Source organism: Pseudoalteromonas sp. PAB 2.2, assembly GCF_001938575.1.
GTDB lineage: Bacteria > Pseudomonadota > Gammaproteobacteria > Enterobacterales > Alteromonadaceae > Pseudoalteromonas > Pseudoalteromonas lipolytica.
In genome coordinates this window covers 380,275-406,359 of sequence record NZ_LYPI01000008.1, presented here as the reverse complement: position 1 = coordinate 406,359, position 26,085 = coordinate 380,275, and the positions used below count along the sequence as shown (strand labels likewise).

Sequence of the window (26,085 nt, the reverse complement as noted above, 5' to 3'; positions counted from 1 at the left end):
CCTGAAAACAGGTGCCTCTTGCAATGTAGGCAAGTCAACGTATGAAAGGTGTAATCACGATTATGTTGTTGGCTTGCTTTTTTATTCTATCGAAGGCGATTTATCTTTATGAAGTATTTGCTTTATGCTTGTCTTGCTTATAGTGCTTCATGTTTTGCTCAAGACATGCCACAGCCTCAGCAGGCAATTTCTGCTGTTAACGCAGACAAAACCCTTCTCACTGATATTGAGATATCAGGCAATCAACTGATCGCAGTTGGTAAACATGGTGTTGTCATTACCAGCTCAGATGCACAGCAATGGCAACAGGCGAGTGTACCTACACAAGTGTTATTAACGGCAGTTAACTTTTATGACACGGATTTAGGATGGGCATGTGGCCATGATGCAACCATTATTAATACGACGGATGCTGGTAAAACATGGCAATTGCAACAGGCATTGCCCCATATGGATAAGCCGTGCTTAGACATTTTATTTACCTCAGCGCAGCATGGCTACGCAGTGGGTGCTTATGGGATGTTTTTTGAAACGAATGATGGCGGAAAAAACTGGAATAAACGGTTTTTAGACAGCTTATTATTTGAGGATGACCGTGATTATTTAAACGATCTTAAAAACAATGATCCTGAAGGATACGAAGCTGAAACAGCATCAATCCTGCCACATTTTAACCGTATTGTTAACGTTGCAGACCGTCTAATGCTCGTGGGTGAAATGGGTTTAATGGCGCAAAGCCTAGACAATGGTCAAACATGGCAGCGTTTAGAAGAAATATATATGGGTTCTTTCTTTACGTTTGCGTCAACTGCACAAAGCGGTGGCGAAGATCTTGTTGCAGGTCTACGGGGAAATATTTTTACACGCCAAGCGCAATCTCAAGAGTGGCTACAAGTTGACTCTGATAATCACGCTACCGTTAATAGCGCAATTAATTACAAAAATGAATGGCTATTATTCGCAAACAGTGGGGTTATTTTTCATATCAAAGATGGTGAGCTAACAGAAGAGCAAATGGCTGATGGTAAATCATTACTCGATGGCGTTGTATTTCAGAATAAACTGGTTATGGCTTCTGAAGATGGCATTAAAGTGAAGGAGTTGAATCAGTAATGCGTGGCTTTTTAGATTTTTTAGAAAAGGCGGTGTTTCGTCATCGTCTATTTGCGATTATTTCGTTTGCAGTAATCACCTGTTTTTTATTGTTTAAAGCAACACAAATTCAACTCGATGCGTCGTTTAATAAGAATATTCCACTAAACCACGAATACATGAAAGTGTATACCAAACATGAAAAGCAGTTTGGTGGTGCAAACAGCATTTTAATTTCAGTGTGTGATGCTGAGGGCGATATATTTAATGAGGAGTTTTTTACGCAGTTAAAAGCTGTTCATGACCAACTTTACTTTATTCCAGGGGTAAACCGTCCGCTAGTAAACTCAATTTTTGCTCCCAGTGCACGTTTTGTAGAAGTTGTCGAAGACGGCTTTGCCGGTGGCCCAATTATTCCAGCCAACTTTACTGCTGATAAACAAGGTTTAGCAGTTGTAAAAGAGAATATTGAAAAAGCAAAAGTTGTGGGGCGCATGATTGCGAGTGATTATTCATGTGCGATGGTGACAGCACAGCTACTTGAATTTGATCCCCAAACGCAAGAAAAACTCGATACCCTCGCATTTGCTGAAAAATTAGAAACACAAGTACGCGAACCGCTCAGTACAGACAAAGTCAGTATTCATATTATTGGCTTTGCGAAAATGGCGGGTGATGTTGCAGAAGGTGCGAAAGGCGTGGTGCTGTTTTTCGCTATTGCTATCGCATTTACATTTATCATGGTGTGGTTATTCTGCCACAGTTTAAAACTAACAATTTTGCCGATTGCTTGCTCAATTATAGCGGTCATCTGGCAGCTTGGTTTACTGTCAAGTCTTGGCTTTGGACTTGATCCAATGTCAATCCTAGTGCCATTTTTGGTGTTTGCTATTGGTGTAAGCCATGGCGTGCAAATGATCAACGACATTGGTAAAAAAGTGTGCACCGGCAGCAATACACGCGTGTGTTGTCAGGCAAGTTTTAGGGCCTTGTTAATTCCCGGTGGTATAGCGTTGTTATCTGATACGATTGGCTTCCTAACATTATTAACCATTGATATCGGTATTATCCGAGAGTTAGCGATTACAGCGAGTTTGGGTGTGGCGGTGATTATATTCACTAACTTGATCCTTCTGCCTGTTTGGGCGTCTTACATGAACTTTGAAGGTTCGGTGCGTATCCAATCTGGTAACCACACAGACACACCAAACATGCTGGATACCTTGCGTGAAATTTTGGTTAAGACAACTGAACGTAAGACCGCAGCAGTCATCATTGTTTTAACGGCACTCCTCTTTGCAGTCGGTTACTGGCAGGCAGATAAAATGCGTATTGGTGACTTGCATGCCGGCGCACCTTCACTGCATCAAGATGCGCGATATAATCAAGACACCTTCTTGATTTCAGATAAGTACACGATTTCATCAGACATTTTAAAAGTGATTGTTGAAGCATATCCAGCAGCGTGTACAGAGCATGATGTAATGGAGCGAATCGGTCGTTTCCAATGGCAAATGGAAAATGTAGCTGGCGTACAATCAGCAGTGAGTTTAAGTAGCGTTGCTCAGTCGGTTAATGCTGGTTTTAATGAAGGTAATTTAAAATGGCAAAGTTTACCGCGTAATACCGCAAGCTTAGTGCAATCGACATCGCGTGTTGAGACCAGCTCTGGTTTGTTAGATGGTAACTGTTCAGTGATGCCTGTAATCATTTTCTTAAATGACCATAAAGCAGAGACAATTGATCATGTTGTCGCAAAGGTAAAAGAGTTTGCAGCTCAAGAGCAAACCGATAAAGTGCAATTTAAGCTAGCTTCAGGCCCTGTTGGGGTAATGGCTGCAACAAATGAATCTGTGTCGGCTGCACAATTACCGATGATGCTCTATGTTTATGGCGCAGTTATTTTACTTTGCTTAGTGAGTTTTAGGAGCGTAAAAGCCACAGTAGCCGTGGTACTGCCGTTGTATATCGTATCAACACTTGCGCAAGCATTAATGGTGCAATTAGAAATAGGCTTAACGGTATCAACCTTACCTGTTATCGCATTAGGGGTGGGGATTGGCGTTGATTACGGAATTTACATTCTGTCATCGATGATGTCACAGTTAAAACGTGGCGTTGCATTAGAAGTCGCTTACCGTAACGCCCTTGTTGAACGAGGCAGTGCAGTACTCTTCACAGGTATCACCTTGGCGATAGGGGTGAGCACGTGGATTTTCTCTGATCTGAAGTTCCAGGTGGATATGGGTATTCTGCTTACCTTTATGTTCTTAGTGAATATGTTAGGTGCAGTGCTGCTTTTACCCGCGATTGGTAGCTTCCTCTGGACTGACCAGAAAAAATAATGTAAATAATTGTGCTCCGATATGGCCAGGAATGGCCATATATATCTATATTTTGTGAATAGATGACCAAATAGCTGAAAAGCTTAAAATGATTTCATCGAAAAGGCTGTTTATTAGCTGTAAAAGAGTTAGAATTTACCTGACTCCACGCTAATAAATGGCTGTACAAATATTCTACTAATCAATAAGTAGTATAGATTAAGGAACATACAATGACACGAAATGAAGGGCAAGCCTCGGTTATCTTAGATAATGTCTGTAAGCTGATCCAGAAAAAAGTTCACGCTGATAATGTGTTACTCGTTGAGAAATTCGCCAAAGCCTTGTACAGCAATATGTCTAAAGAGGATTTGGCACATCGCAACGATAGTGACTTATATGGCGCTGCACTAAGCCTATGGAACTCGCTAGAAAAAAATAATTCTGATGACGCGGTTGTCCGTGTTTTCAATCCTGAAGTAGCAAAAGATGGCTGGCAGTCATCGCACACAATTGTAGAAATTATCGCTAAAGATATGCCTTTCTTAGTTGATTCTGTGCGCATGGCCATGACCCGCGAAAACATCGCTTCTCACTTGCTACTTCACTCTCCGCTTAAAATTCAACGTGATAAAAACGCAAAAATCACGGGTATTTCTAGCTTAAAAGCAGAGCAAGAATCAACGTCTACAAAAACGGTATTCTTTATCGAAATTGATCGTCAAACAGACGCAAAAGTGATTGAATCGTTTAAGAAAGAGCTTGAATCTGTGCTTGTTGATGTTTCTGTTGCTGTAGAAGATTGGCAGCCAATTCGTGAAAAACTAATTGCTGTAACGAAAGACTTACCGAAGCGTCACCATAATAATAAAGAAAGTGAAGTTTCTGAAACGGTTGAGTTTTTAGACTGGTTAGCGAAAGATAATTTCACTCTAATGGGATACCGTGAATACGAGCTTTCGCCAGTTCAAGGCGACTATCAGTTAAAAGGTAAAAAAGGCACTAGCTTAGGTTTAATGAAAAACTCAGACGAAGAGCACAGCCGTCTTTTATCTGAGTTACCTGAAGTGGCGCGTCAAGAAGCGCGTAGCAATAACTTACTCATCTTAACAAAGACGAACTCAGTGTCTCGCGTTCATCGTCCTGCATACATCGATTATGTAGGCATTAAACGTTTCGATGACAAAGGTAACGTGGTTGGTGAAGACCGTTTCATCGGTTTATTCTCATCAAGTTTTTATAACAACAGCGCTGCTGATGTGCCTGTACTAAAAAGTAAAATCAACCGCATTATGGAAATGTGTGATTTTGCAAAAGGTACGCATGCATACAAAGCCGTGTTAAATATTTTAGAAACGTACCCGCGTGATGAGCTTGTACAAGCACGTGAAACCGAGCTGCTAGAAGTTGCAATGGGCGTGTTACAAGTACAAGAGCGTGATATGTGTCGCATTTTTGTTCGTAAAGACGCATACGGTCGTTTCTTCTCGTGTATGGTTTATGTACCACGCGAGCGTTACAACACCGCACTTCGCCGTGAAACACAAAGTATTTTAGCGAATGCATTTAATTCTGACGAAAAAGTCGAATTTACTACTTTCTTCTCTGAGTCGACATTAGCCCGTACACACTACACGGTGCGTGTGACTGACAATAATATTGAATATAACGTGAAAGACATCGAAAATAACCTAATTGAAGCAGCCCGTACTTGGGAAGATAGATTACAATCTGCATTACTTGAAAGTGCAGGTGAAGCACGCGGTAAAGAATTAAACCGTAAATATGCGCAAGCTTTTGCAAGTGCGTATAAAGATCAAGTTCTTCCAAGCGCTGCAGTTGTTGATATTGAAAAGCTTGAGCTTCTTAGCGACGAAAACAAATTAGAAATGTTGTTCTATCGTCCGCAAGAAGAAGCGAATACCAATGTTGTACGCTTAAGCTTGTTCCATAAGGATGAGCCTATTCATTTATCTGACGTCATGCCAATGTTAGAAAACTTTGGACTTCGCGTTGTAGGTGAAACGCCTTACTCAGTAAAAACAACTGATGGTAACGTTAATTGGATCATGGACTTCACCATGCTAATTGACAACAAGGGTATCGCTGACTTTGATAAAGTGTCAGCTCGATTCCGTGCTGCATTAACAAATGTTTGGAACAATCGTTTAGAAAACGACGGCTTCAACCGTTTAGTATTAATGGGTGGCTTAACAGGCCGTGAAGCATCAATTTTACGTGCTTACGCGAAATATATGCGTCAAATTGGTGTAACGTTCTCGCAAACTTACATTGAAAGTACTTTTGCTAATTACCCGCATATTGCATCGCAAATCGTTAATTTATTTACTAAGAAGTTCTCTGTTAAGAATCCTGGTAGCGAAAAGACGCTTGAGAAACTGATTAGTCAAATTTACCTTGAGCTTGAAAACGTTGCTAACCTAGATGATGACCGTATCATTCGTTTATACGTTGATATGATTAACGCGACACTAAGAACTAACTTCTTCCAAAAAGAAGCTGATGGCCAATTTAAGTCATATGTATCGTTCAAAGTACAGCCTTCTATGATCCCTGAAATGCCACTACCGCTTCCAGCGTTCGAGATTTTCGTTTACTCGCCGCGTGTTGAAGGTGTGCATTTACGCGGTGGCAAAGTTGCGCGTGGTGGTCTGCGTTGGTCAGACCGTCGTGAAGATTTCCGTACTGAAGTATTGGGTCTTGTTAAAGCACAACAAGTTAAGAATACAGTTATTGTGCCAGTAGGCTCGAAAGGTGGTTTCGTTTGTAAGCAACTTCCAACAGACCGTGAAGCATTCTTTAAAGAAGGCCAAGAGTGCTACAAAATCTTTATCCGTGGTTTATTAGACATTACAGATAACATTGAGCGTGGCGAGATTGTTCCGCCTGTTGATGTTGTCCGTCATGATGAAGACGACCCATATCTTGTTGTTGCTGCCGATAAAGGTACTGCTACATTCTCTGATATCGCAAATGGCATTGCTAACGAGTATAACTTCTGGCTAGGTGATGCTTTCGCATCAGGTGGTTCAGTGGGTTATGACCATAAGAAAATGGGTATCACTGCAAAAGGTGCGTGGGAATCTGTTAAACGTCATTTCCGCGAAATGGATATCGACTGTCAAACAACTGATTTCACTGTGGTGGCCATAGGTGACATGGCGGGTGACGTATTTGGTAATGGTATGTTGCTTTCTAAGCACATTCGACTGCAAGTGGCGTTTAACCACATGCACATCTTTGTTGATCCTAACCCTGATGCAGCGACGTCATATCCAGAACGTGAGCGTTTATTCAATCTACCACGTTCTTCGTGGGAAGATTACAATAAAGATCTTATTTCACAAGGGGGTGGCGTTTTCTCTCGTGCCGCTAAATCAATTAGCTTAAGCCCTGAAATGAAGAAAATGCTTGGCACCAAGAAAGCGAGCATGACACCTAATGAGTTAATCAAAGCTGCCTTAATGATGGAGTTTGATTTACTGTGGAATGGTGGTATCGGTACTTACATTAAGAACTCTAAAGAAACAGATGCAGATGTGGGCGACCGCGCGAATGATGCATTACGTATTAATGGTGCTGAACTTGGTGCGAAAATCTTAGGTGAGGGTGGTAACTTAGGTGCGACGCAACTGGGTCGTATCGAATTTGCTGCCAAAGGTGGCCGTGTAAATACTGACTTTATTGATAACGTGGGCGGTGTTGCCTGTTCGGATAACGAAGTTAACATCAAAATCTTATTAAATGGTTTAGTGACTGAAGGTGACTTAACACGTAAACAACGTGATGAGTTACTGTATTCAATGACCGATGAAGTGTCACAACTAGTCATTAAAGATTGTTACCGTCAAACGCATACACTGTCTATTACTCAGTCTAAAGGTACGTCAACACTTAAAGAAAAAGTACGCTTTATTCATGCACTTGAAAAAGATGGCAAGTTAAATCGTGCGATTGAGTTCATCCCAACAGATGAAGAATTAGCTGAGCGCGCAGCCGCAGGTAAAGACTTAACTCGTCCTGAGCTGTCTGTGCTTGTTTCATACGCGAAAATGGTTCTTAAAGAGTCTCTTGTTGTTGAAGAGATCACAGAAAACCCTTATTACCGTCAGTTGTTAGTTAATTCATTCCCAGTGCCACTTCGCGAGAAGTTTAACGACGCAATGGATAACCACCCACTTCGTAAAGAGATTATTGCAACTAAACTTGCCAATAATATCGTAAACGATATGGGCCTTAACTTCATGGTTCGTATGAATGAAGAAACCGGTGCAAACGAAGCTGAAATAGCACTGTGTTATTCAATCGCTAAAGAAGTGTTCCAGATGACAGATACGTGGTCATCAATTGTGGCGCTTGATAATAAGATACCAGCGGCAGTTCAGACAGAAATGCTGTATCAATTACGCCGTACTGTACGTCGTGCAACACGTTGGTTCTTACGTCACCGTAATAAAGCACAAACGATTGAACAAGCAATTGAGTTCTTCTCACCCACATTCGCCGATTTAAGCGAAAACTTAAACAGCTACATGGTTGAGAAAGAAAGCGAACGCTTAGTTAAAGCAGCAGATAAATTGATTGATAACAATGTGCCAAAAGCACTGGCTACGCGCATTGTCTCACTTTCAAGCTTATTCTCTGTAATGGACTTAGCTGAAATTGCTAATAACTCAAATTGCAGTATCGACATGGTGTCTAACACTTACTTCAAGCTGGGTGCGCGTATGGGATTACATTGGTTCTTAGACCAAATTACGAATCAACCTGTTGCAAACCATTGGCAAGCACTTGCTCGTGCATCATACCGAGAAGAGCTTGACTGGCAACAACGCACATTGTCAGCGGTTGTGTTAAATAGCTTTGTTGGTGACAACAAAGATGTAGACGCACAAATTGACGAGTGGATGGATAATCAAGAGTTGTTATTACAACGTTGGAAACAGATGTTATCTGAGTTTAAGACATCGCAAAGCCATGATTTTGCGAAGTTCTCAGTGGCACTTCGTGAACTAATGTTGTTAAGCCACAACTGTGACACTTCCAAATAAATGAAAAGTCGTTAAAATACATACCCCAGCTCGCTGGGGTATTTTTTTGCCCTTAATTTGCAATGTAGCGTTTTAATAAAGCTACACTGTTTATTTTACCTAAGGAACAAACCATGTTTTATGATCTAGCTCGCCGTTTTATGTTTACCCGTGATGCGGAGTGGGCTCATGAATTTGCACTTAATAATTTACGTCGATTTGCGCATACTCCATTGAGTGCAGCATGGTCACAAACAGTCCCTAATAAACCTGTTAATTTTCTTGGCTTAGAATTCAAAAATCCGGTGGGTCTTGCAGCTGGGCTAGATAAAAATGCCGAGTGTATTGATGCTTTTTCACAAATGGGATTTGGTTTTGTTGAAGTCGGTACAGTGACACCTCGTCCACAAGCCGGTAATGACAAACCACGTATTTTCCGCTTACCTCAATCAAATGCGATCATTAATCGTATGGGCTTTAATAATAAAGGAGTCGATAACCTTGTTAATAATGTTAAAGCTGCAAAGTATGATGGCATTCTAGGTATCAATATTGGCAAAAATAAAGACACACCTAACGAGCAGGGTAAAGACGACTATATCCACTGTATGCGCAAAGTATTCGAATATGCATCGTATATTACGGTCAATATCTCTTCGCCAAATACGCCAGGATTGCGTGATTTACAGTACGGTGAAGCGCTAGATGATTTATTACAAAGCCTGAAAAATGAACAGTTGGATTTGGCTGCAAAACATAATAAGCACGTGCCAATGCTTGTCAAAATAGCGCCTGATCTTGATGCAGTACAGATTTCACAAGTCAGTGACTCATTGATCAATAATAAGATCGATGGTGTTATTGCGACAAACACCACACTTGAACGTGCAGCAGTTCAAGGACAACAGTATGCAGATGAAGCTGGGGGCTTATCGGGGCAACCTGTACGTGCTCGCTCAACCCACGTCGTTAGTGAGATAAAGCGTCTAACTGAGGGTAAGTTACCTATTATTGGTGTTGGTGGAATTGATGATGCAGAATCAGCAAAAGAGAAGTTTGCTGCCGGTGCAGACCTCGTTCAAGTTTACACGGGTTTCATTTATAAAGGCCCAGAATTGGTAAAAACGATCCTAAAAGGCTTATAAGGATCAGTTATCTAAGCAATTGATCATTAATAAAATGTTCTAAAAAATCATTTTATTAATGGTCTGCTTTAGTTATACTTATGTGCTAAGTATGCAGGAATTTTTATTTTTAGTAGAGGGAGGAGTCATGTTACAAGCATCAAAGCAATGGAAATGGCTTGCTTGTTCTAAAAATAATCGTCTTTTGGTTGACCTTGACCAAAATATGCAGCTGTGCACGCCTTACAAACTTCGTCAGCTCACTGATGCTGTCTTGTGTGAACCAAATTTTAGCCTCGAAGACGCTGATTTTTACCAACAAGTCTATCAATATCTTGAGACATTCTCGCTCTGGAGCCCTGCGCAGCTTTGCCAAATTGCTTTGAACGCGACTGCGGTTAAATTTCATTTAAAACCAGTGCTTGCTAAAAGTTGGTTTTTTCATGAGTACCATGGCAGTGAACCAAGTGTTGAAGCGGTTGTTAAACTTTGCTCACACGCCCAAGAAGGTGAGTTTTTAATTGTTGATCATTGCAGCGATGCGTCTGTGTGTATTAACTTAAGTGAGCACTTTCAGTTAGATGAAAATCTATCGTTGCAGCAATTTGAAGCTATCAAAGTGCTAAACAATCGTATCTTTCCTGTTTATATCCAACAAAAACAGTTTAAATCTGCTTAATATCCCTTTAAATGATGGCGTTTTTGTTCGCTAAGCTATGCTATAATCCTGCGCAATTAGCATTTAAGGGTTTTTACTTTGCAATTTATCGCACTTACTTCTATCGGAATCGAAAATTTACTTGTTGAAGAGTTAACAGAACTTGGCGCAGAAGTCTCAAAGCAAACTGTTGGTTCTGTCCGTTTTGAAGCTGACAGCTTATTAGCACAAAAAATTTGTTTATCGAGTCGGTTTGCGACGCGAATTCTAATGTTGATAGAAGAGAAAGAAGGCGTTAAAGACAAAGACAGCCTGTATAATTTTGCACGATTGCAGCCATGGCAAGAATGGTTTGGGCCAAAACAGACATTCGCTGTTGATTTTACGGGTACGAATGATTGCTTAAAAAACACGCAGTTTTCTGGTTTAGTAATAAAAGATGCAATTGTTGATTACTTTGCTGACTTGTTCGAACAGCGTCCAAATGTTGATAAATACAATGCTAATGTGCGTGTTGTTGCACGATTAAACCGTCATGGTGTGGCGTTGTATATTGATTATTCTGGTCCTCGTTTGTCTGAACGTGGATATCGTCAAGATCAAGGCAAAGCCCCCATAAAAGAACACTTAGCAGCTGCACTTGTAAAACGCAGTGGCTGGCTTGAAAATGTTCAACAACCATTATTCGATCCATGTTGTGGCTCTGGTACTATTTTGATTGAAGCGGCTAGTATGGCACGAAACGAAGCACCTGGTTTATTCCGCGAAGGCTTTGCATTTGAGCGCTTACCTAGTTTTCGAATTCAAAAGTATAAAGAATTAAAAGCAGAGTTAATGGCACAAATTACAGAACCTAAATTGTGGTTAATTGGTCATGATATTGATGCCTCTGTTATTGCAAAAGCACAAGAAAATGCTGAGCGAGCAGACCTTGCAAGCGTGATTAAGTTCAAGCAAAGTGATGCTACAAAATTGACTAGTGTTGCTAAGTTACCCGGTGTTGTGATTTCGAACTTACCTTATGGCGAGCGACTCGGCTCAATGGCTGAGCTGGTTAACTTGCATCGTAGTTTAGGTGTGGGCTTTAAAAAGCACTTTAATCATTGGAAGTTAGCTTTATTAGGCACAGATGAAAGCTTATTTAAATTATTGAAGTTAGTAAAACTCAAACGCTATAAGTTTAAAAATGGCCCATTAGATGTCGTGCTTAATCTCTATCAACTGGACGATAAACAAGTTGAATTAAGTAAAGAAGATAAACCTGCACTTAACTATGAAGGCTCAACAGCATTTGCTAATCGTTTAAAGAAAAACAAGCAGAACCTAAAAAATTGGTTAAAACAAAACGAAGTAAGTTGCTATCGTGTTTACGATGCAGATATTCCTGAATACAACGTCGCTGTTGATGTATATGATAACGCCGCGGTTATTTTCGAATACGCCGCCCCGAAAGAAATTGATGACAGTACAGCGCAAAAACGTTTGCAAGATGTCATAAGTTTAACCGCTGAGCAATTAGATATAGCCGCTGAAAATATTGCAGTAAAAGTTCGCAAAAAACAAAAAGGCGAAGAGCAATACACCAAAGTTTCAAAACAAAATCGCACCCAAGTGGTTGAAGAATTTGGCGCTAAGTTTAAAGTGAATTTGTTTGATTATTTAGATACGGGTTTATTCCTTGACCACCGCTTGGCTCGTCGCTACATTCAGCAAAATGCGAAAGATAAACGCTTTTTAAATTTATTCGCTTATACCGGTAGTGCATCTGTTCATGCTGCATTGGGTGGCGCAAAAGCGATTACCACGATTGATATGTCGAAAACCTATTTAAAATGGGCACAAGAAAATTTTGACCTGAATGGTATTAGTAATACTCGTTATCGTTTTGAACAAGCCGATTGTTTAAAGTGGTTAGAGTATGCGCAGGGCCAATATGATCTTATCTTTTTAGATCCGCCAACGTTTTCGAATTCAAAACGCATGAAAGATGCTTTTGATGTTCAACGCGACCATATTAAATTATTGACTTGGGTAAAGAAAATTCTAAGTCCAAATGGCACATTAATTTTCTCTAATAACAAACGCGGTTTCACAATTGATGAAGTGGGTCTGATGGGCTTAGGGTTAAAAGCAGAAAATATTTCAGCGAATACCTTATCTCCAGACTTTAAGCGTAATAAGCAAATTCATAATAGCTGGCTAATTACTCATGGCTAAGTTTACTTTGTATCACACAGATGGTTGTCATTTGTGTGAATTGGCCGATGAATTATTAGTGGCTGCAAAGGTAAATTATGTAGCGCACGATATTATGGACGATGAACAGTTAATCAGTGCGTATCAAACGAGTATTCCAGTTGTTAAAAAAGAAAATGGTGAAACACTATATTGGCCATTTGATGAATTACAGTTAGCAAAATTTATTGCTGATAATTAAGAATAAGAGTAGTAGTCACGATGGATTTAATCAGAATTGCCAAAGCACAGCTTGCTTACGGTACACATCCTTTACTTGATGATGCTGATGCGGTTATTGAGTCAGGTGAACGAGTGTGTATTGTAGGGCGCAATGGTGCCGGTAAATCAACGTTATTAAAAGTGTTAGATGGGCAAGTTACCCTAGATGATGGTGAGATAAACCAGTTAGGTGGTATCCGCATTTCTCGTTTAGAGCAAGATCCACCAAAAGGTGCTCAAGGTACTGTATTTGACTACGTAGCCCAGGGTATGCCAGATATAGCTCAGCTATTAATTGATTATCATCAGGTCAGTAATCAAATGCAAACGGACTGCAATGACAAGTTGCTGAATAAACTTGAACGTTTATCAAATCAACTTGAAACAGTGGATGGATGGCGGTTTGATACGCGTATTCAACTGGTTTTGTCACGTTTAGAGCTCGAACCTGAAGCTAAATTAGAGTCATTATCTGGCGGGTGGCTTCGTAAAGTTGCCTTAGCGCGAGCCTTAGTAAGCGAACCCGATTTGTTATTGCTTGACGAGCCAACCAACCACTTGGATATGAACAGTGTTATTTGGCTTGAGCAATTTTTAAAAGAGTTTAAAGGTGGCATTGTTTTCATTTCTCATGACCGTGCCTTTATACGTGCTGTTGCAACGCGGATTCTTGATTTAGACCGCGGTAAACTTGTCTCTTATCCTGGGGATTATGCCACCTACTTAGAGCAAAAAGCACATGATTTAAAAGTAGAAGAAGCACAGAATGCCCTTTTTGATAAACGTTTAGCAGAAGAAGAAACCTGGATCCGTCAAGGGATCAAAGCCCGAAGAACACGTAATGAAGGACGTGTGCGTGCGCTAAAAGCGCTTCGTAAAGAACGTCAACAACGTGTTGAGCAAGTGGGTAAAACAGACTTCAATATAGAAACGTCAGAGCGCTCTGGTAAGTTAGTCTTTGAAGCGAAGCATATTGCCCACGCTTTTAAAGATAAAGTGATTGCTAAAGACTTCTCTACACTGGTCATGCGTGGTGATCGTATTGGTCTTGTCGGTCCTAACGGTATCGGTAAAACAACATTATTAAAAATTCTTTTTGGTGATTTACAACCGGATGCAGGTACTGTTAAGCAAGGTGTAAACCTTGAATTTGCTTATTTTGACCAATATCGCGAGAAATTGGATGAAGAAGCCACAGTGCAAGATAACGTAGCAGAAGGTAAACAAGAAGTGATGATGGGCGGTCGTTCACGTCATGTGTTGGGTTATTTACAAGATTTCTTATTTCCGCCAGCTCGTGCACGCACGCCTGTTAAAGCACTGTCAGGTGGTGAGAAAAACCGTTTATTACTCGCGAAGTTATTTTTAAAGCCTTCAAATATTTTGGTTCTGGATGAACCGACCAATGATTTAGATATTGAAACACTTGAGCTATTGGAAGATATTATTAACCAATACCAAGGAACGGTTTTGATTGTAAGTCACGACCGTGAGTTCATTGATAATACATGTAACTCCGTGTGGGCCTTCGAGGGTGATGGTAAAATAAGTGATATTGTGGGTGGTTACAGCGATTATGAAGCCTACACCGCATATTTAGCCGAACAGCAAAAACAACAGCAGCAACAAGTGAAACCAGAAAAGTCTGCTGGTGTGAGCAATGATAAAACGCAAAAGAAGAGCAATAAACTCTCTTACAAATTAAAACTTGAATTAGAAGAATTACCCAGTAAAGTGGAACAACTTGAAAAAGCGCTCGATGCTCAGCAACTTGTGGTTAGTGATCCGGACTTTTTTAAGCAAGATGCAGCAATTACAACAGAAGCATTGAACCATTTAGCCCAGTTAGAGTCTGAGCTTGAAGCCGCATTTGAGCGCTGGGAAGAACTCGAAGATTTAAAGAATCAGTAGTAAGGATTAAAATGAAATATAAACTACTCGCTGCCAGTATTTTAGCCACCTTAAGTACCTCAGCGATGAGCGCGACCTATAAGCTAACAGAGCTTGGTGGCTTAGATGGCGCAAAACTGAATTATGTAACAGACGTTAGCGAAAATGGTCATGTTATTGGTTTAAGTAATGGTGTTTACAGATTACCAATTGATATTTCTTATATTGATTTTGATGACAATGCTATTAAGTCTGCTTACGAAAGCGAAAAAGACAGATTTGAACTAATTGATAAAGAAATTACGTTTACACTTGATGACATTGAAAATAACGATGCCGTAAATACCAATGCCGATGCGCATACGTTTATGATCCGTTTTTTAGCGAGTGATAGCCGTTCTGTGGATTCCGAGTATCAGAAATTAGCGAGTGCAATTGCCACTGTCTATAGCGCTGAGGGGTCAACTGAACAAGTTATTTTTGATGAACAATCATTGGATTATGATGGTTTAACACGCTCTACATCTAACTACTTAAGTGCGGTTGCTGAAGACGGTGTTATGGCGGGTTGGGGCAGTGCTCCTTACGAGAAAACATCTTTTACACAAGCTGATGAAGACGAAGCGGAAACACATTTCTTACGTGATTTTATTAGACGGGGAGTGGTGATTTCAGCTGATGGTGTAAAAGTGCCTCTTACGCCTGAGTTTGATGAATTTGGCGGTTTTAGTGCTGCTTATGATATTGTTAAAACAGAGCTTGGTTACGAAGTTGTTGGTACCGTGTCGACAGACATTGCAGAAGATCGCCAAGAAAATATCGACGACAGGTGTGATGGTGAAGACGAGCCTGTTTCAGATTGTGTTGAGAGTATTGAACGAAATAACAATAATGGAATATACAATAAACGTGCCGTTAAATGGACATTAGATAATAATTTCAACATCACGAATACTGAAATTTTGGGTATAGGTTTAACCCCCAAAGACGATGAAAAGTTCGCTTTTAAAAGTGGCGCTTATGCGATTAACAAAAATGGGTTAATTGCGGGTATGTCTGAAGTGCGATACAAAGACACAGATCGACGCACCACGATGCCGGTTATATTCGAAAACGGAGAAGTCAAAGAATTTATCAATCAGGACGATGATTGGCAATTAGGCCAAGTGCTGTCGATGAATGACAATGACATTATTGTTGGTTATGCTTCAAAGCGTATTGAGGGTAGAACAACAACTAAGTTTTATTATTATGACAAGCAAAATGACACTGTTGTATTCCCAAGCGACTACTTTGCAAGTTCAAACTCAATTGCTAATGATGTAAATGATAATGGTATTATTGTCGGTGAAGGTGAAACCGATATTTTTAATTCGTCTACACGTCGCCGTGAAGGTTTTATGTACACCATTGGTGAAGATAAAATTGTTAACTTAAATGACTTATTACCGTGCTATGAAGCGGATGGTGAAACACGTTTTGGTTATAAAATAGCTGAAGCGAAAGCAATCAACAACAATAACGAAATTTTCGGTGTTGCAACTAAAACGGTTGAGAAAACAGATTCGTTTGGTAATGTAGTGCGTGATGTTGATGGCAACATTGAACACGAAAGTGTTACGGTAGCTGTAAAACTAACACCTATTAGTGGCAGTGTAGAGGAATGCCCGGCGGAAGAAGTTGAGCAATATGAACGCCAATCTGCAAGCTTTCCGTGGTTTGCGTTTTTACTGTTGCCATTTGCTGCAGTGCGCCGCGTGTTCAGTAAGAAATAATTAACTACGCGATAATTAACAGAAAAAACCCAGCTTTAAGCTGGGTTTTTTGTCTATACTGAAAGGTATGTTTTTTAGTATTTTGTTGTTGCTTTATTTATGACGGTGTAACCACGCTTTTCGCACTGAGCGCTTCCAAAGCATATCAATCGCAAAATAGCCTACAAGTGATGCCGCTGAAGCACAAATTAATGAGCCGACTAAAAAAGCGGGTCCAATCGTAGTGAGGCTATCTATAAACCATTGCCAACTTGGCTCAAAATGGAAATGTTGAGTGGGTTGAGCAAGGGCTATAGTCCCAACAATGTATGAACAATAAAAGATAGGAGGCATTGTCAACGGGTTAGTGATCCACACTGTTGCAACAGAAATAGGCAAGTTAACACGTAATGGAATTGCCAAGGCGGCAGCTAAAACCATTTGAAAAGGAACAGGGATGAAAGCAAAAAACAAACCTACCGCAAAAGCACCCCGAGCGGAGCGTCTATTTAAGTGCCATAAGTTGGCGTCATGTAATAAACGACCAAAAATTCTTAAATATTTATGATCTCTTACCTTGTTATGATCGGGTAAAAACCGTTGGATCGTTTTTTTAGCCATCTAAAGCAACCATTTACATCTATTTGGTTATGCAGTGGCTTTGTGTTGGGGTGTTTTATAACCGTTTACACACTGAACACTGCGGCGTTCTATATAATGAGTTTTGCTGTCATTTTAGCGAGTCTCTATTTTAAGCCTTTTTTGTCGGTATTGTCAGGGTTTATTTGTGGTATTTTTATCGTAATCTTTCATTATCTTATTTTTTACTCAGCCAGTTTATGCCAAATAGAAATAGACAAACCCATTGACGCTCATTTACAGATTATTTCAATTCACTCTGTTGCATCGCCTTATTATGCCAAAGTACGCTTGATTAATGTTCAAGGCTGCTCGCTGCCTAGGTTTATAGCCCCTTTAGCGATGCTAAGTATTACGACTGAAAAGCAACTAGATGTGGGAAGCTTGTTAACAAGCCAAATTAAATTAAAAGCATTTCGAACTGTTAAAAACTTTGACAGCTTTAATCGTGAGCGCTTTGCGTTCACAGAGCGAATTATTTATAAGGGCAGAACAGTTGGTAAAACACATCATTTAAGCAGTACAAGTAGCGCTGCGATCAGGTCACACTATCAATCTTATATCAGTGATATTACCGCGGGTACGAAACTACAATGGATGTACTATGCCTTATTAACAGGGGACAGAAGTAAAATTTCGTCAGTCGATAAAACTCATTTGCGCGAACTGGGGCTCAGTCATTTACTTGCGATATCGGGACTACATATTGGCCTGATATTTACGCTCGGTTTTTATACCTGCAAATGGGTGTTTATGTGTACTCAGATTGCTATTAAACAAAGCATGCAACTTAGTAAACTTTTTGTGGTGTTTGGGTTCTGTTGTGCATTTTTGTATGTTTACTTAAGCGATTTTGTTGTATCTGCAACCCGAGCGTTGGTGATGTTGGGTTGTTACTTAATAATTTACCTTTTAGCTAAAAATCCCCTGCAGTGGCGAAGTATCTTATTTGCTTTATCAGTGGTGTTGGTCATGAATCCATTTTCACTACTCAATCCTGGTTTTTATTTTAGTTTTACTGCTGTTGCCATTATTTTTTTAGTGATTAACCAGCCTCTAACTATAAAAAACGGTTTAATAAAGCACAGTGTTCAGCTGTTTATGATCCAAGGAGCGCTTTTTGTGGGGCTTTTACCTTTGTCGTTATATTTTTTCGACGGAGTCAGTGTCATTGGCCTTTTAGTTAATTTGATAGCTGTGCCATTGATTAGTTTAGTGGTTATGCCGCTCTTAGTAATGTATTCGCTGTTGTCTATGATTGTTAATACAAGTTACGTTTTTAAGCTGTTCGATGCTGTATTTTACAGCTCCTTTGAGTTTATTATTTCAACGCCTCATGATTGGCGTTGGATTGATGTGAGGATTAATGGTTTTAAATCGTTGTTGTACTTGTATTGTACCTTGTTAATTGGGCTGTTTAGCCCATTTAAACGCTTTAGTATAATCCCGAGCTTTATTTTTATTATAGACTGGTTGTTGACACCAAAACCTTTATTTCAATTAGATTTATTTGACGTAGGGCATGGTCTAATGGCGATGATAAGCACCAATAACAAAGCCATTGTGTATGATTTAGGTCCGCAATACTTTGCGCGTTATGATTATGTAAATTCAGTACTCGTTGCAAATATTCGACAACAAAACTTAGAAGTTGTGGCGACTATTATAAGTCATCAAGATAATGATCACGCGGGAGGACTGACGAGTTGGAAACAAGCAGGTTACACTGCTACGTTTGAAAAGTTTCATCCCAGTGGAATCAAACTGCCATGTTTGTCTCAGCATTTTAAATTTGAAAACCTCAATATCACTTCGCTTACAGCCGACTCGAATCATGATAATAATAATGACCGCTCCTGTATTTTAAAAATAAGCAATCCCCAGCATAGCGTGTTATTGACTGGCGATATTTCTAAATTCATTGAACAGCAGTTAGTGAGTCAGGAAGTTGATTTAAATGCGACTATTCTTATCAGTCCCCATCATGGTAGCAATACATCTTCAAGTGGCCTATTTATAGATGCTGTAAATCCTGAGATTGTACTTCATTCATCTGCCTACCAAGGGCAATGGTCGTTTCCTCATTCTGATGTCGTTAAGCGATACAATGACCGTGACATACCACAATACACCACAGCTGAGTATGGACACATAAGAATAAAATTTTACCCGCAGTCATACCGTTTAGAATTCGCCCGTGAGCAGGAAAGTTACTGGTTTGAATAAGATTGGCGTTTTGTTTTTACTGTCATAAGGCTACAATAGTCGAAGTCTATGAATAAGAGAGTGTTATGGATCAAACTACAACCCAAATCTATAAGCGATTAGTGAGTTATGTCGGTGATTACAAATTAATCGCGTTTTTTGCAATCGTGGGCATGATTGGTTATTCAGCAATGGACGCCTTGTTTATCAACTTAATGAAACCTTTCATTGATGAAGGGTTAAATGCCCGTAATTCGAAGGTGTTAACATATGCTCCATTTGTCGTTGTTGCACTGGTATTGGGACGTGGGATGTTCAACTACATGTCATCGTATTGTTTGAGTTATGTTGGCTCACAAGTCGTGCGTACATTACGCCAACAGTTATTTGAACATATTTTACATTTACCCGTTTCTTTTCATGATAAAAATTCGAATGGTGATTTAATATCAAAGATCACATTTGATACAGAACAAGTACAGCAAGCGATTACCAAAGCATTATTAATTGTGGTGAGAGAGGGCGCCTTTGTTGTTTTTTTATTGTTTAATATGTTTTATACCAGCTGGAAATTATCACTTATTTTCTTAGTGATTATTCCTCTCGTTGCAGTGATTGTTGCGTTTGTATCTAAACGTTTTCGAATGATTTCAAAAAAAATTCAATCGGCAATGGGTCAAGTTACCCGTACTTCAGAGCAAATGTTGTCAGGCCATAAAGTGATCCATGGTTTTGGTGGACAACAACAAGAAATCGCTCAGTTTTCTGCAATTAACAACCACAACCGCCAGCAACGCATTAAAATGGATGCGACGAAAGCTTTAAGCGTGTCGATTATACAAATATTAGCAGCCAGTGCGATGGCGGTTATTTTATGGGTTGTATCGATGCCGTCGATGATTGACACGATAAGCTCAGGTGATTTTGTGTTATTAATTTCATCTATGATGATGCTGTTAAGACCTTTAAAGCAACTTTCTAATGTGAACAGCGACCTTCAGCGAGGTATTTCGGCTGCACAAAGTATATTTTTAGTGCTTGATGAAGAAATCGAAAAAGACACAGGTACATATACAGTAGATAAGGTAACAGGCCGCATTGAAATTAAAAACGTGACATTCTGTTACCCTACTAAAGAAGAGCCTGTTCTTAAAAACTTAACACTCAGCATTGATGCCGGTGAAAGTATTGCATTGGTCGGGCGCTCAGGCTCGGGTAAATCTACAATCTCTAATTTATTACCTCGTTATTATGAATTAGAAGGTGAAAGCGAAATATTACTCGACGGTGTGTCACTTGCCGATTACAAGCTAACGGATCTTCGTAAACAGTTTGCATTGGTCTCTCAGCAAGTCGTGTTGTTTAGCGACACGATAGCGAACAATATTTGTTATGGGTTAGACAGAAGTCTGACTGAAGATGAATTAATTGCTGTTGCCAAGCAGGCTCATGTTTGGGAGTTTGTAAAAGACTTACCTGAGGGTTTAAATACCCTGGTAGGAGAAAATGGTGTGATGTTATCGGGTGGTCAACGTCAGCGTATTGCCATTGCGCGAGCCATCTTAAAAGATGCACCTATTTTGATTCTTGATGAAGCAACTTCAGCGCTTGATACCGAGTCAGAGAAACTGATCCAACAGGCACTTGATACTTTAATGAAAGAGAAGACATCAATCGTGATTGCGCATCGTTTATCAACGATTGAAAACAGTGATTGTATTTATGTTATCGATAATGGCCAAGTAATCGAAAAGGGCACTCATAACGAGCTGCTAGAAAAAGACGGTACTTACTCTGCGCTTTGTAAGATGCAATTTGGTGAACAATAGTGAGTATGATTGAACAAAGCTGGTACAAACAGCCCCGCTTTTTAACGGTGCTGCTTTTACCTTTGAGCTGTATCTTTTGGCTAATTTCAACCTTACGAGTTAGTCTCTATAAGCTCAAAATACTCAAGGCGTTTAAGGCCAATGTTCCTATCATTGTTGTTGGCAATATTAGTGTAGGTGGTAATGGTAAAACCCCCTTTGTTATTTGGCTCGCTGAGTACTTACAACAGCAGGGTTTAAAGGTCGCGGTAATCAGCCGTGGATATGGCGGTAAGTCTTCGAATTATCCGCTGTTAGTCACACAAAAAACAACCCCAAGTGAAGCGGGTGATGAACCTGTACTTATTCAACGTCGGCTAGGATGCGTGGTGATGGTAGGACCCAATCGCCAAGCGAGTATTGAAAAGCTGCAACAAGAACACGCTATTGATATCATCATTTCAGATGATGGTATGCAGCATTATAAAATGGCGCGTGATATTGAGTGTTGTATTGTCGACAGTGAACGCCAGTTTGGCAATGGATTTTTGATGCCTGCAGGCCCGCTAAGAGAAACTAAAGCGCGTTTAAAGTCAGTTGATCTTGTGGTAGAGAATGGTGGGGCGACAAACTACCGCTATGACTTAGTACCCAGCCAATTTAGATCGGTTGCATCCTTTGAACGCGTATCAGATACGCTAAATACCGGGCACGCTATCAGTGCAATTGGTAATCCTTTACGCTTTGAGTTAAGCCTTAAGCAACAAGGCATAGACCTGCTTTCGACACACCATTTTCGAGACCATTATAACTATCAACCGACTGATTTTTCGGACTTTGAAAATGATGCCGTGTTCATGACAGAAAAAGACGCAGTAAAGTGCTTTAGTTTTGCTAAACCTAATTGGTATTATCTACCTGTTGATGCAAGGCCGACTGCCGCTGTTATTGAAAAATTACATTCATTATTAAAACAAAAAGGGATCCTTCATGGCCTTTGATACAAAATTACTTGAAATAATTGCTTGCCCAGTATGTAAAGGTAAGTTGCGCTTAGATAAAGAAAATCAAGAGCTTATAAGTACTGCTGCAAAATTAGCTTACCCAATAAAAGATGATATCCCTGTGCTTCTTGAAAACGAAGCGCGTGAATTAAGCCAAGAAGAGGTTGATAAGTGGAATTCGTAGTTGTCATTCCTGCACGCTATGCTTCTAGCCGTTTACCGGGTAAACCCTTAGCTGACATATGTGGTAAACCTATGATCCAGCATGTTTACAACAAAGCGGCTGCATCAGGTGCAAGTGCTGTGTATGTTGCCACCGATCATCAAGCGGTGTTTGATGTTGTAAAGGGCTTTACAGATAACGTATTAATGACACGTGAAGACCATCAATCGGGCACAGAACGACTTGCCGAAGTGGTTGAAAAGCTAAATCTTGCCAGTGACACGATTGTCGTCAATGTACAAGGTGATGAGCCATTATTGGCCAGTGAAAACGTCAGTCAGGTGGCAAAGTTACTGGCTGAATCTGATGCACCGATGGCAACGCTCAGTGCTAAAATAACTGACTCTGATGATATATTTAACCCGAATTGTGTCAAAGTTGTCAGTGATACTGAGCAAAACGCACTGTATTTTTCGCGGGCGCCTATTCCTTATCATCGCGATGCAATGATGAACGACGATAACAGCACGCTAAATCTGGCTGATTATGCGCGTCATATTGGTATCTATGCGTATCGTGCTGGCTTCATTCAGCAATATATCGCATTGCCTGAATCGCGTTTAGAACAACTTGAGTCACTTGAACAGTTACGTGTTTTATACCACGGCTACAGCATTAAAATTGCAGGAGCTGTGTGTGAACCTCAAGCTGGTGTTGATACACCCGACGATCTCACACGTGTAATAGCCGCTTTGAGCAACGAGTGCAATGACTGATGTTCACGCTGTTCATCTTCACGCAAGCGAAGATGACTTTTTTGTTTTTTACAAACCTGCAGGCGTCAGCTTTCACAGTGAAGACTGTGCAGGGTTTGTTGTACTTGCAGAGCAACGAGTGAATGAAAAGCTGTTTCCTGTTCACCGGCTAGACAAAGTAACGTCTGGGTTAATTATTTTAGCCAGAAACAAGCAGGCAGCAGCAGAATTTACATCGCTTTTCACTGCGCACCAAGTGAATAAATTTTACCTTGCTGTAAGTGATGAAAAACCTAAAAAAAAGCAAGGCTGGATCAAAGGTGATATGCAAAAAAGTCGCCGAGGTGCGTTTAAGTTGCTAAAAAGCCAAGAAAACCCAGCTATCACGCGCTTTTATTCAAAAAGTATTCGCCCCGGCCTGCGCGCATACTTATTAAAACCTTTTTCTGGCAAGACGCATCAATTAAGAGTGGCAATGAAAAGTATTGGTGCGCCTATATTGGGTGACGTTACTTATGCTGGTACGCCAGATGAGCGTACTAATTTGCATGCATATGCCCTGCAATTTATGTATCAAGGTCAACTAAAAGAATATCGCTGTGCGCATACGACAGGCGCATATCTCAATGAAGTTTTTAACGCAGACGAATTCAAAGAGTGGCTGACTCCTTGGACGTTGGATTGGTAAATGAAAGAAACAACACAAGACATTCGCTTTGGTGGTATCAAGCGCTTATATGGCCATCAACAATTTGATTGGTTACAGCAAGCACATTTTTGTGTCATAGGTATTGGTGGCGTCGGAAGCTGGGCTGCTGAAGCATTAGCACGCACCGGGGTAGGTCAATTGACGTTGATTGACTTAGATGATATTTGCGCAACGAATGTTAATCGTCAAATACATGCTTTAACTGGCACGATAGGTGACGCTAAAGTAGACGCGATGAAAGCGCGTTGTGAATTAATTAATCCAGATATTAAAGTCAATGTCATTGATGACTTTATTACCCTAGATAATATTCGTGAGCACATTCAGGGCTTTGATTATGTAATTGATTGTATTGATGCAGTAAAAGAAAAAGCGGCACTGATAGCCCATTGTAAGCGAGTCAAGTTACCTGTTATTACAACCGGTGGTGCTGGGGGGCAAACGGATCCTAGCCAAATTAGTTTTGGTGATGTTGCTAAAACAACCCATGACCCATTGCTTGCAAAAGTCCGTTATATTCTCAGAAAACAGTACAACTTTAGTAGCAACCCTAAGCGAAAATTTAATGTTGATTGTGTTTATTCGACCGAACAATTAGTGTATCCAACGTCCGACGGTGAAGTGTGCCAAGCAAAACAAGGCGCAGATGGCTCGATGAACATGGATTGTAACAACGGTTTTGGCTCAGCAACCATGGTAACGGGTAGCTTTGGCTTTTTTGTTGCAGCCAAAGCAATTAGAAAATACCTAGATAAAAAACAGCGAAGTTTAAAATAGTGCTTTTTAGCGCTTTTCCTGAGCCATGGTTTGAATTTTATCAACCATGGCTTTTATGCCGTTGCCGCGTGATGGGCTTAAATGGCTAATTAGACCAAGTCGTTCAAATTCGTTATAGGCATTAATTTGAGTTGCTTGCTCGGGTGTTAGACCATTGTATAAGGCCAAAATTAAGGCCAGTAACCCTTTAACAATACGTGTATCAGAATCACCCGCAAGCACTAGGCTGTTTTCGGAGTGGTCAAAATCAATATAAAGCCATACCTTACTTTCACAGCCTTTTACAAGCGCATCATCAACTTTTAAAACATCGGGCATGACCGGTAGCTTTTTACCTAACAGCATAATTTGACGATATTTTTGTTGCCAGCCATTTGCATTCTCGATGTCTTGAGTCACGGTGTGAAAAGGTGAATTCATAATATATCCAACATTAATCTAATAGTTCTATACAGTGCTTGAGTGCTTTAATAAAAGCATCAACATCGTCGAGCGAATTATACAGTGCGAAGCTCGCTCTCACAGTGCCAGGAATGCCTAATTTGCTCATAATTGGTTGGGTACAGTGATGGCCACTACGAACAGCTATGCCGTAACCATCCAGTAGCGTTGCTAAATCAAATGGATGCTCATCACGATAATTAAAACTGATATTGCCAATGTTATTTTCTTTATGCGAATAAATAGAAATCCCATCGATGGTTGATAATTGTTTTATCGCATAATTGAAAATTGTATGCTCATGTTGACGCATTCCATTGAAATCAAGTGCTGTTAAATAATTGATTGCTTCGGCAAAGGCGATTACGCCTGCAATGTGTGGCGTACCCGCTTCAAATTTGCCTGGCGCATCACGAAATGTGCTGTGTGTTAAGCTTACAGTCTCAATCATTTCGCCACCTGTTTGATAGACATCAAGCGTATTTAAGCGTGAGTAACGACCATAAAGCCCCCCCAATCCTGTTGGACCCAGCATTTTATGTGCAGAGAAAACATAAAAATCACAATCGAGTTTATTTAAATCGGGTTTTAAATGCATCGCCGCCTGTGCGCCATCAATAACAGAAGTCGCATTAATTTCTTTGCAAGCAGTGATAATTGGCTCTAAGTCAGTGATATTTCCTAATGTATTCGAAGCATGGGTTACAGCAACAACGCTCGGTTTATGCTCACGAATAAATGCAGCACATTCATTACTATCCAAGACTAAATCAGCTGTAATGGGCAAAATAATGAGCTCTGCATTTACTTTTTTTGCAAGTTCTTGCCACGGAACGATATTAGCGTGATGCTCAATCGCTGAAATCGCTATTTTATCGCCTGATTTTAGGTGTGAAGTTAGGCCGTTTGCAATTAAGTTTAGTGATTCGGTTGCCCCTTTAGTCCAAACAATTTCGGTGCGCTGTACATTGAAATACGCTGCGATTGCTGTTCGTGTATCTTCATAGCGACGTGTCGCATGCTCACTGAGAAAATGGCGACCGCGATGAACATTGGCATTTTCAGCACTGTAATAGCTTTCTAAGGCTTTGATAACTGATAGAGGCTTTTGCGAGGTAGCTGCTGAGTCTAAATACACTAATGGGTATTCATTTACTGTCTGTGTGAGTAAAGGAAAGTCGGCGCGTATAGTTTCGAAATCAAACATGGATAAGCCTAAACAACAAGAATGCGA

The 26,085-nt window shown here is 40.2% G+C and carries 19 protein-coding genes; 16 read left to right on the top strand and 3 right to left on the bottom strand.

Features of this window, described 5'->3' with window-relative positions; genetic code table 11:
* Positions 1–108 precede the first annotated feature (108 nt).
* The 9 genes from BWD47_RS05865 (at position 109) to BWD47_RS05825 (ending at position 16,371) form a co-directional block, all read left to right on the top strand.
* Positions 109–1,113 (top strand): YCF48-related protein, encoded by a 1,005-nt coding sequence (locus BWD47_RS05865; protein ID WP_075593621.1) that lies wholly within the window; start codon positions 109–111, stop codon positions 1,111–1,113.
* Positions 1,113–3,437 carry an RND family transporter gene (locus tag BWD47_RS05860; protein WP_075593620.1) on the top strand — a complete coding sequence of 775 codons (2,325 nt, stop codon included), beginning with the start codon at positions 1,113–1,115 and terminating at the stop codon, positions 3,435–3,437. Before BWD47_RS05865 ends, BWD47_RS05860 begins: the two co-directional genes overlap by 1 nt.
* Positions 3,438–3,649: 212 nt before the next feature.
* Positions 3,650–8,488, top strand: a complete 4,839-nt coding sequence (locus tag BWD47_RS05855) for an NAD-glutamate dehydrogenase (RefSeq protein ID WP_075593619.1) — start codon at positions 3,650–3,652, stop codon at positions 8,486–8,488.
* Positions 8,489–8,601: 113 nt separating this feature from the next.
* Positions 8,602–9,612, top strand: coding sequence for a quinone-dependent dihydroorotate dehydrogenase (gene pyrD, locus BWD47_RS05850; RefSeq protein ID WP_065979872.1), 1,011 nt, complete (start codon positions 8,602–8,604; stop codon positions 9,610–9,612).
* A gap of 127 nt (positions 9,613–9,739) precedes the next feature.
* Positions 9,740–10,270, top strand: coding sequence for a cell division protein ZapC domain-containing protein (locus tag BWD47_RS05845; protein WP_036968679.1), 531 nt, complete (start codon positions 9,740–9,742; stop codon positions 10,268–10,270).
* Between the two features lie 78 nt (positions 10,271–10,348).
* The gene (gene rlmKL / locus BWD47_RS05840) at positions 10,349–12,466 is read left to right on the top strand and encodes a bifunctional 23S rRNA (guanine(2069)-N(7))-methyltransferase RlmK/23S rRNA (guanine(2445)-N(2))-methyltransferase RlmL (RefSeq protein WP_074988260.1); all 2,118 of its coding nucleotides are present in this window, start codon (positions 10,349–10,351) and stop codon (positions 12,464–12,466) included.
* Positions 12,459–12,686 (top strand): glutaredoxin family protein, encoded by a 228-nt coding sequence (locus tag BWD47_RS05835; protein WP_075593618.1) that lies wholly within the window; start codon positions 12,459–12,461, stop codon positions 12,684–12,686. Before rlmKL ends, BWD47_RS05835 begins: the two co-directional genes overlap by 8 nt.
* Positions 12,687–12,706: 20 nt before the next feature.
* Positions 12,707–14,617 (top strand): ABC transporter ATP-binding protein, encoded by a 1,911-nt coding sequence (locus tag BWD47_RS05830; RefSeq protein ID WP_065979874.1) that lies wholly within the window; start codon positions 12,707–12,709, stop codon positions 14,615–14,617.
* Positions 14,618–14,628: 11 nt separating this feature from the next.
* On the top strand, positions 14,629–16,371 hold the full coding sequence (locus BWD47_RS05825) for a DUF3466 family protein (protein WP_074988259.1): 1,743 nt from the start codon (positions 14,629–14,631) through the stop codon (positions 16,369–16,371).
* Between the two features lie 93 nt (positions 16,372–16,464).
* Here BWD47_RS05825 and BWD47_RS05820 read toward each other — a convergent pair whose 3' ends face one another.
* Complete coding sequence (locus BWD47_RS05820) at positions 16,465–16,971, bottom strand: DUF2062 domain-containing protein (RefSeq protein ID WP_065979876.1); 507 nt, start codon at positions 16,969–16,971, stop codon at positions 16,465–16,467.
* Between the two features lie 96 nt (positions 16,972–17,067).
* Here BWD47_RS05820 and BWD47_RS05815 point away from each other — a divergent pair, with 96 nt between their 5' ends.
* From BWD47_RS05815 to tcdA, 7 genes are all read left to right on the top strand, one after another.
* Positions 17,068–19,215 carry a DNA internalization-related competence protein ComEC/Rec2 gene (locus BWD47_RS05815; RefSeq protein ID WP_143474477.1) on the top strand — a complete coding sequence of 716 codons (2,148 nt, stop codon included), beginning with the start codon at positions 17,068–17,070 and terminating at the stop codon, positions 19,213–19,215.
* A 65-nt stretch (positions 19,216–19,280) separates the two neighbouring features.
* Positions 19,281–21,023, top strand: coding sequence for a lipid A export permease/ATP-binding protein MsbA (gene msbA / locus BWD47_RS05810; RefSeq protein WP_036968660.1), 1,743 nt, complete (start codon positions 19,281–19,283; stop codon positions 21,021–21,023).
* Entirely contained in the window at positions 21,023–22,003 is a 981-nt protein-coding gene (lpxK, locus tag BWD47_RS05805) for a tetraacyldisaccharide 4'-kinase (protein ID WP_075593616.1), read from the top strand. Before msbA ends, lpxK begins: the two co-directional genes overlap by 1 nt.
* Positions 21,993–22,190 (top strand): Trm112 family protein, encoded by a 198-nt coding sequence (locus BWD47_RS05800; protein WP_036968654.1) that lies wholly within the window; start codon positions 21,993–21,995, stop codon positions 22,188–22,190. Before lpxK ends, BWD47_RS05800 begins: the two co-directional genes overlap by 11 nt.
* Positions 22,178–22,945 carry a 3-deoxy-manno-octulosonate cytidylyltransferase gene (kdsB, locus tag BWD47_RS05795; RefSeq protein ID WP_036968651.1) on the top strand — a complete coding sequence of 256 codons (768 nt, stop codon included), beginning with the start codon at positions 22,178–22,180 and terminating at the stop codon, positions 22,943–22,945. The genes BWD47_RS05800 and kdsB overlap by 13 nt, the downstream gene beginning before the upstream one ends.
* Positions 22,938–23,612 (top strand): TIGR01621 family pseudouridine synthase, encoded by a 675-nt coding sequence (locus tag BWD47_RS05790; RefSeq protein ID WP_065979880.1) that lies wholly within the window; start codon positions 22,938–22,940, stop codon positions 23,610–23,612. The genes kdsB and BWD47_RS05790 overlap by 8 nt, the downstream gene beginning before the upstream one ends.
* Positions 23,613–24,410: a tRNA cyclic N6-threonylcarbamoyladenosine(37) synthase TcdA gene (tcdA, locus tag BWD47_RS05785; protein ID WP_036968641.1), complete on the top strand. Its 798-nt coding sequence runs from the start codon at positions 23,613–23,615 to the stop codon at positions 24,408–24,410.
* Between the two features lie 6 nt (positions 24,411–24,416).
* Here tcdA and BWD47_RS05780 read toward each other — a convergent pair whose 3' ends face one another.
* Positions 24,417–24,830 (bottom strand): SufE family protein, encoded by a 414-nt coding sequence (locus BWD47_RS05780; RefSeq protein WP_074988256.1) that lies wholly within the window; start codon positions 24,828–24,830, stop codon positions 24,417–24,419.
* Positions 24,831–24,843: 13 nt separating this feature from the next.
* Positions 24,844–26,058, bottom strand: coding sequence for an aminotransferase class V-fold PLP-dependent enzyme (locus BWD47_RS05775; protein ID WP_075593615.1), 1,215 nt, complete (start codon positions 26,056–26,058; stop codon positions 24,844–24,846).
* Between the last annotated feature and the right edge of the window lie 27 nt (positions 26,059–26,085).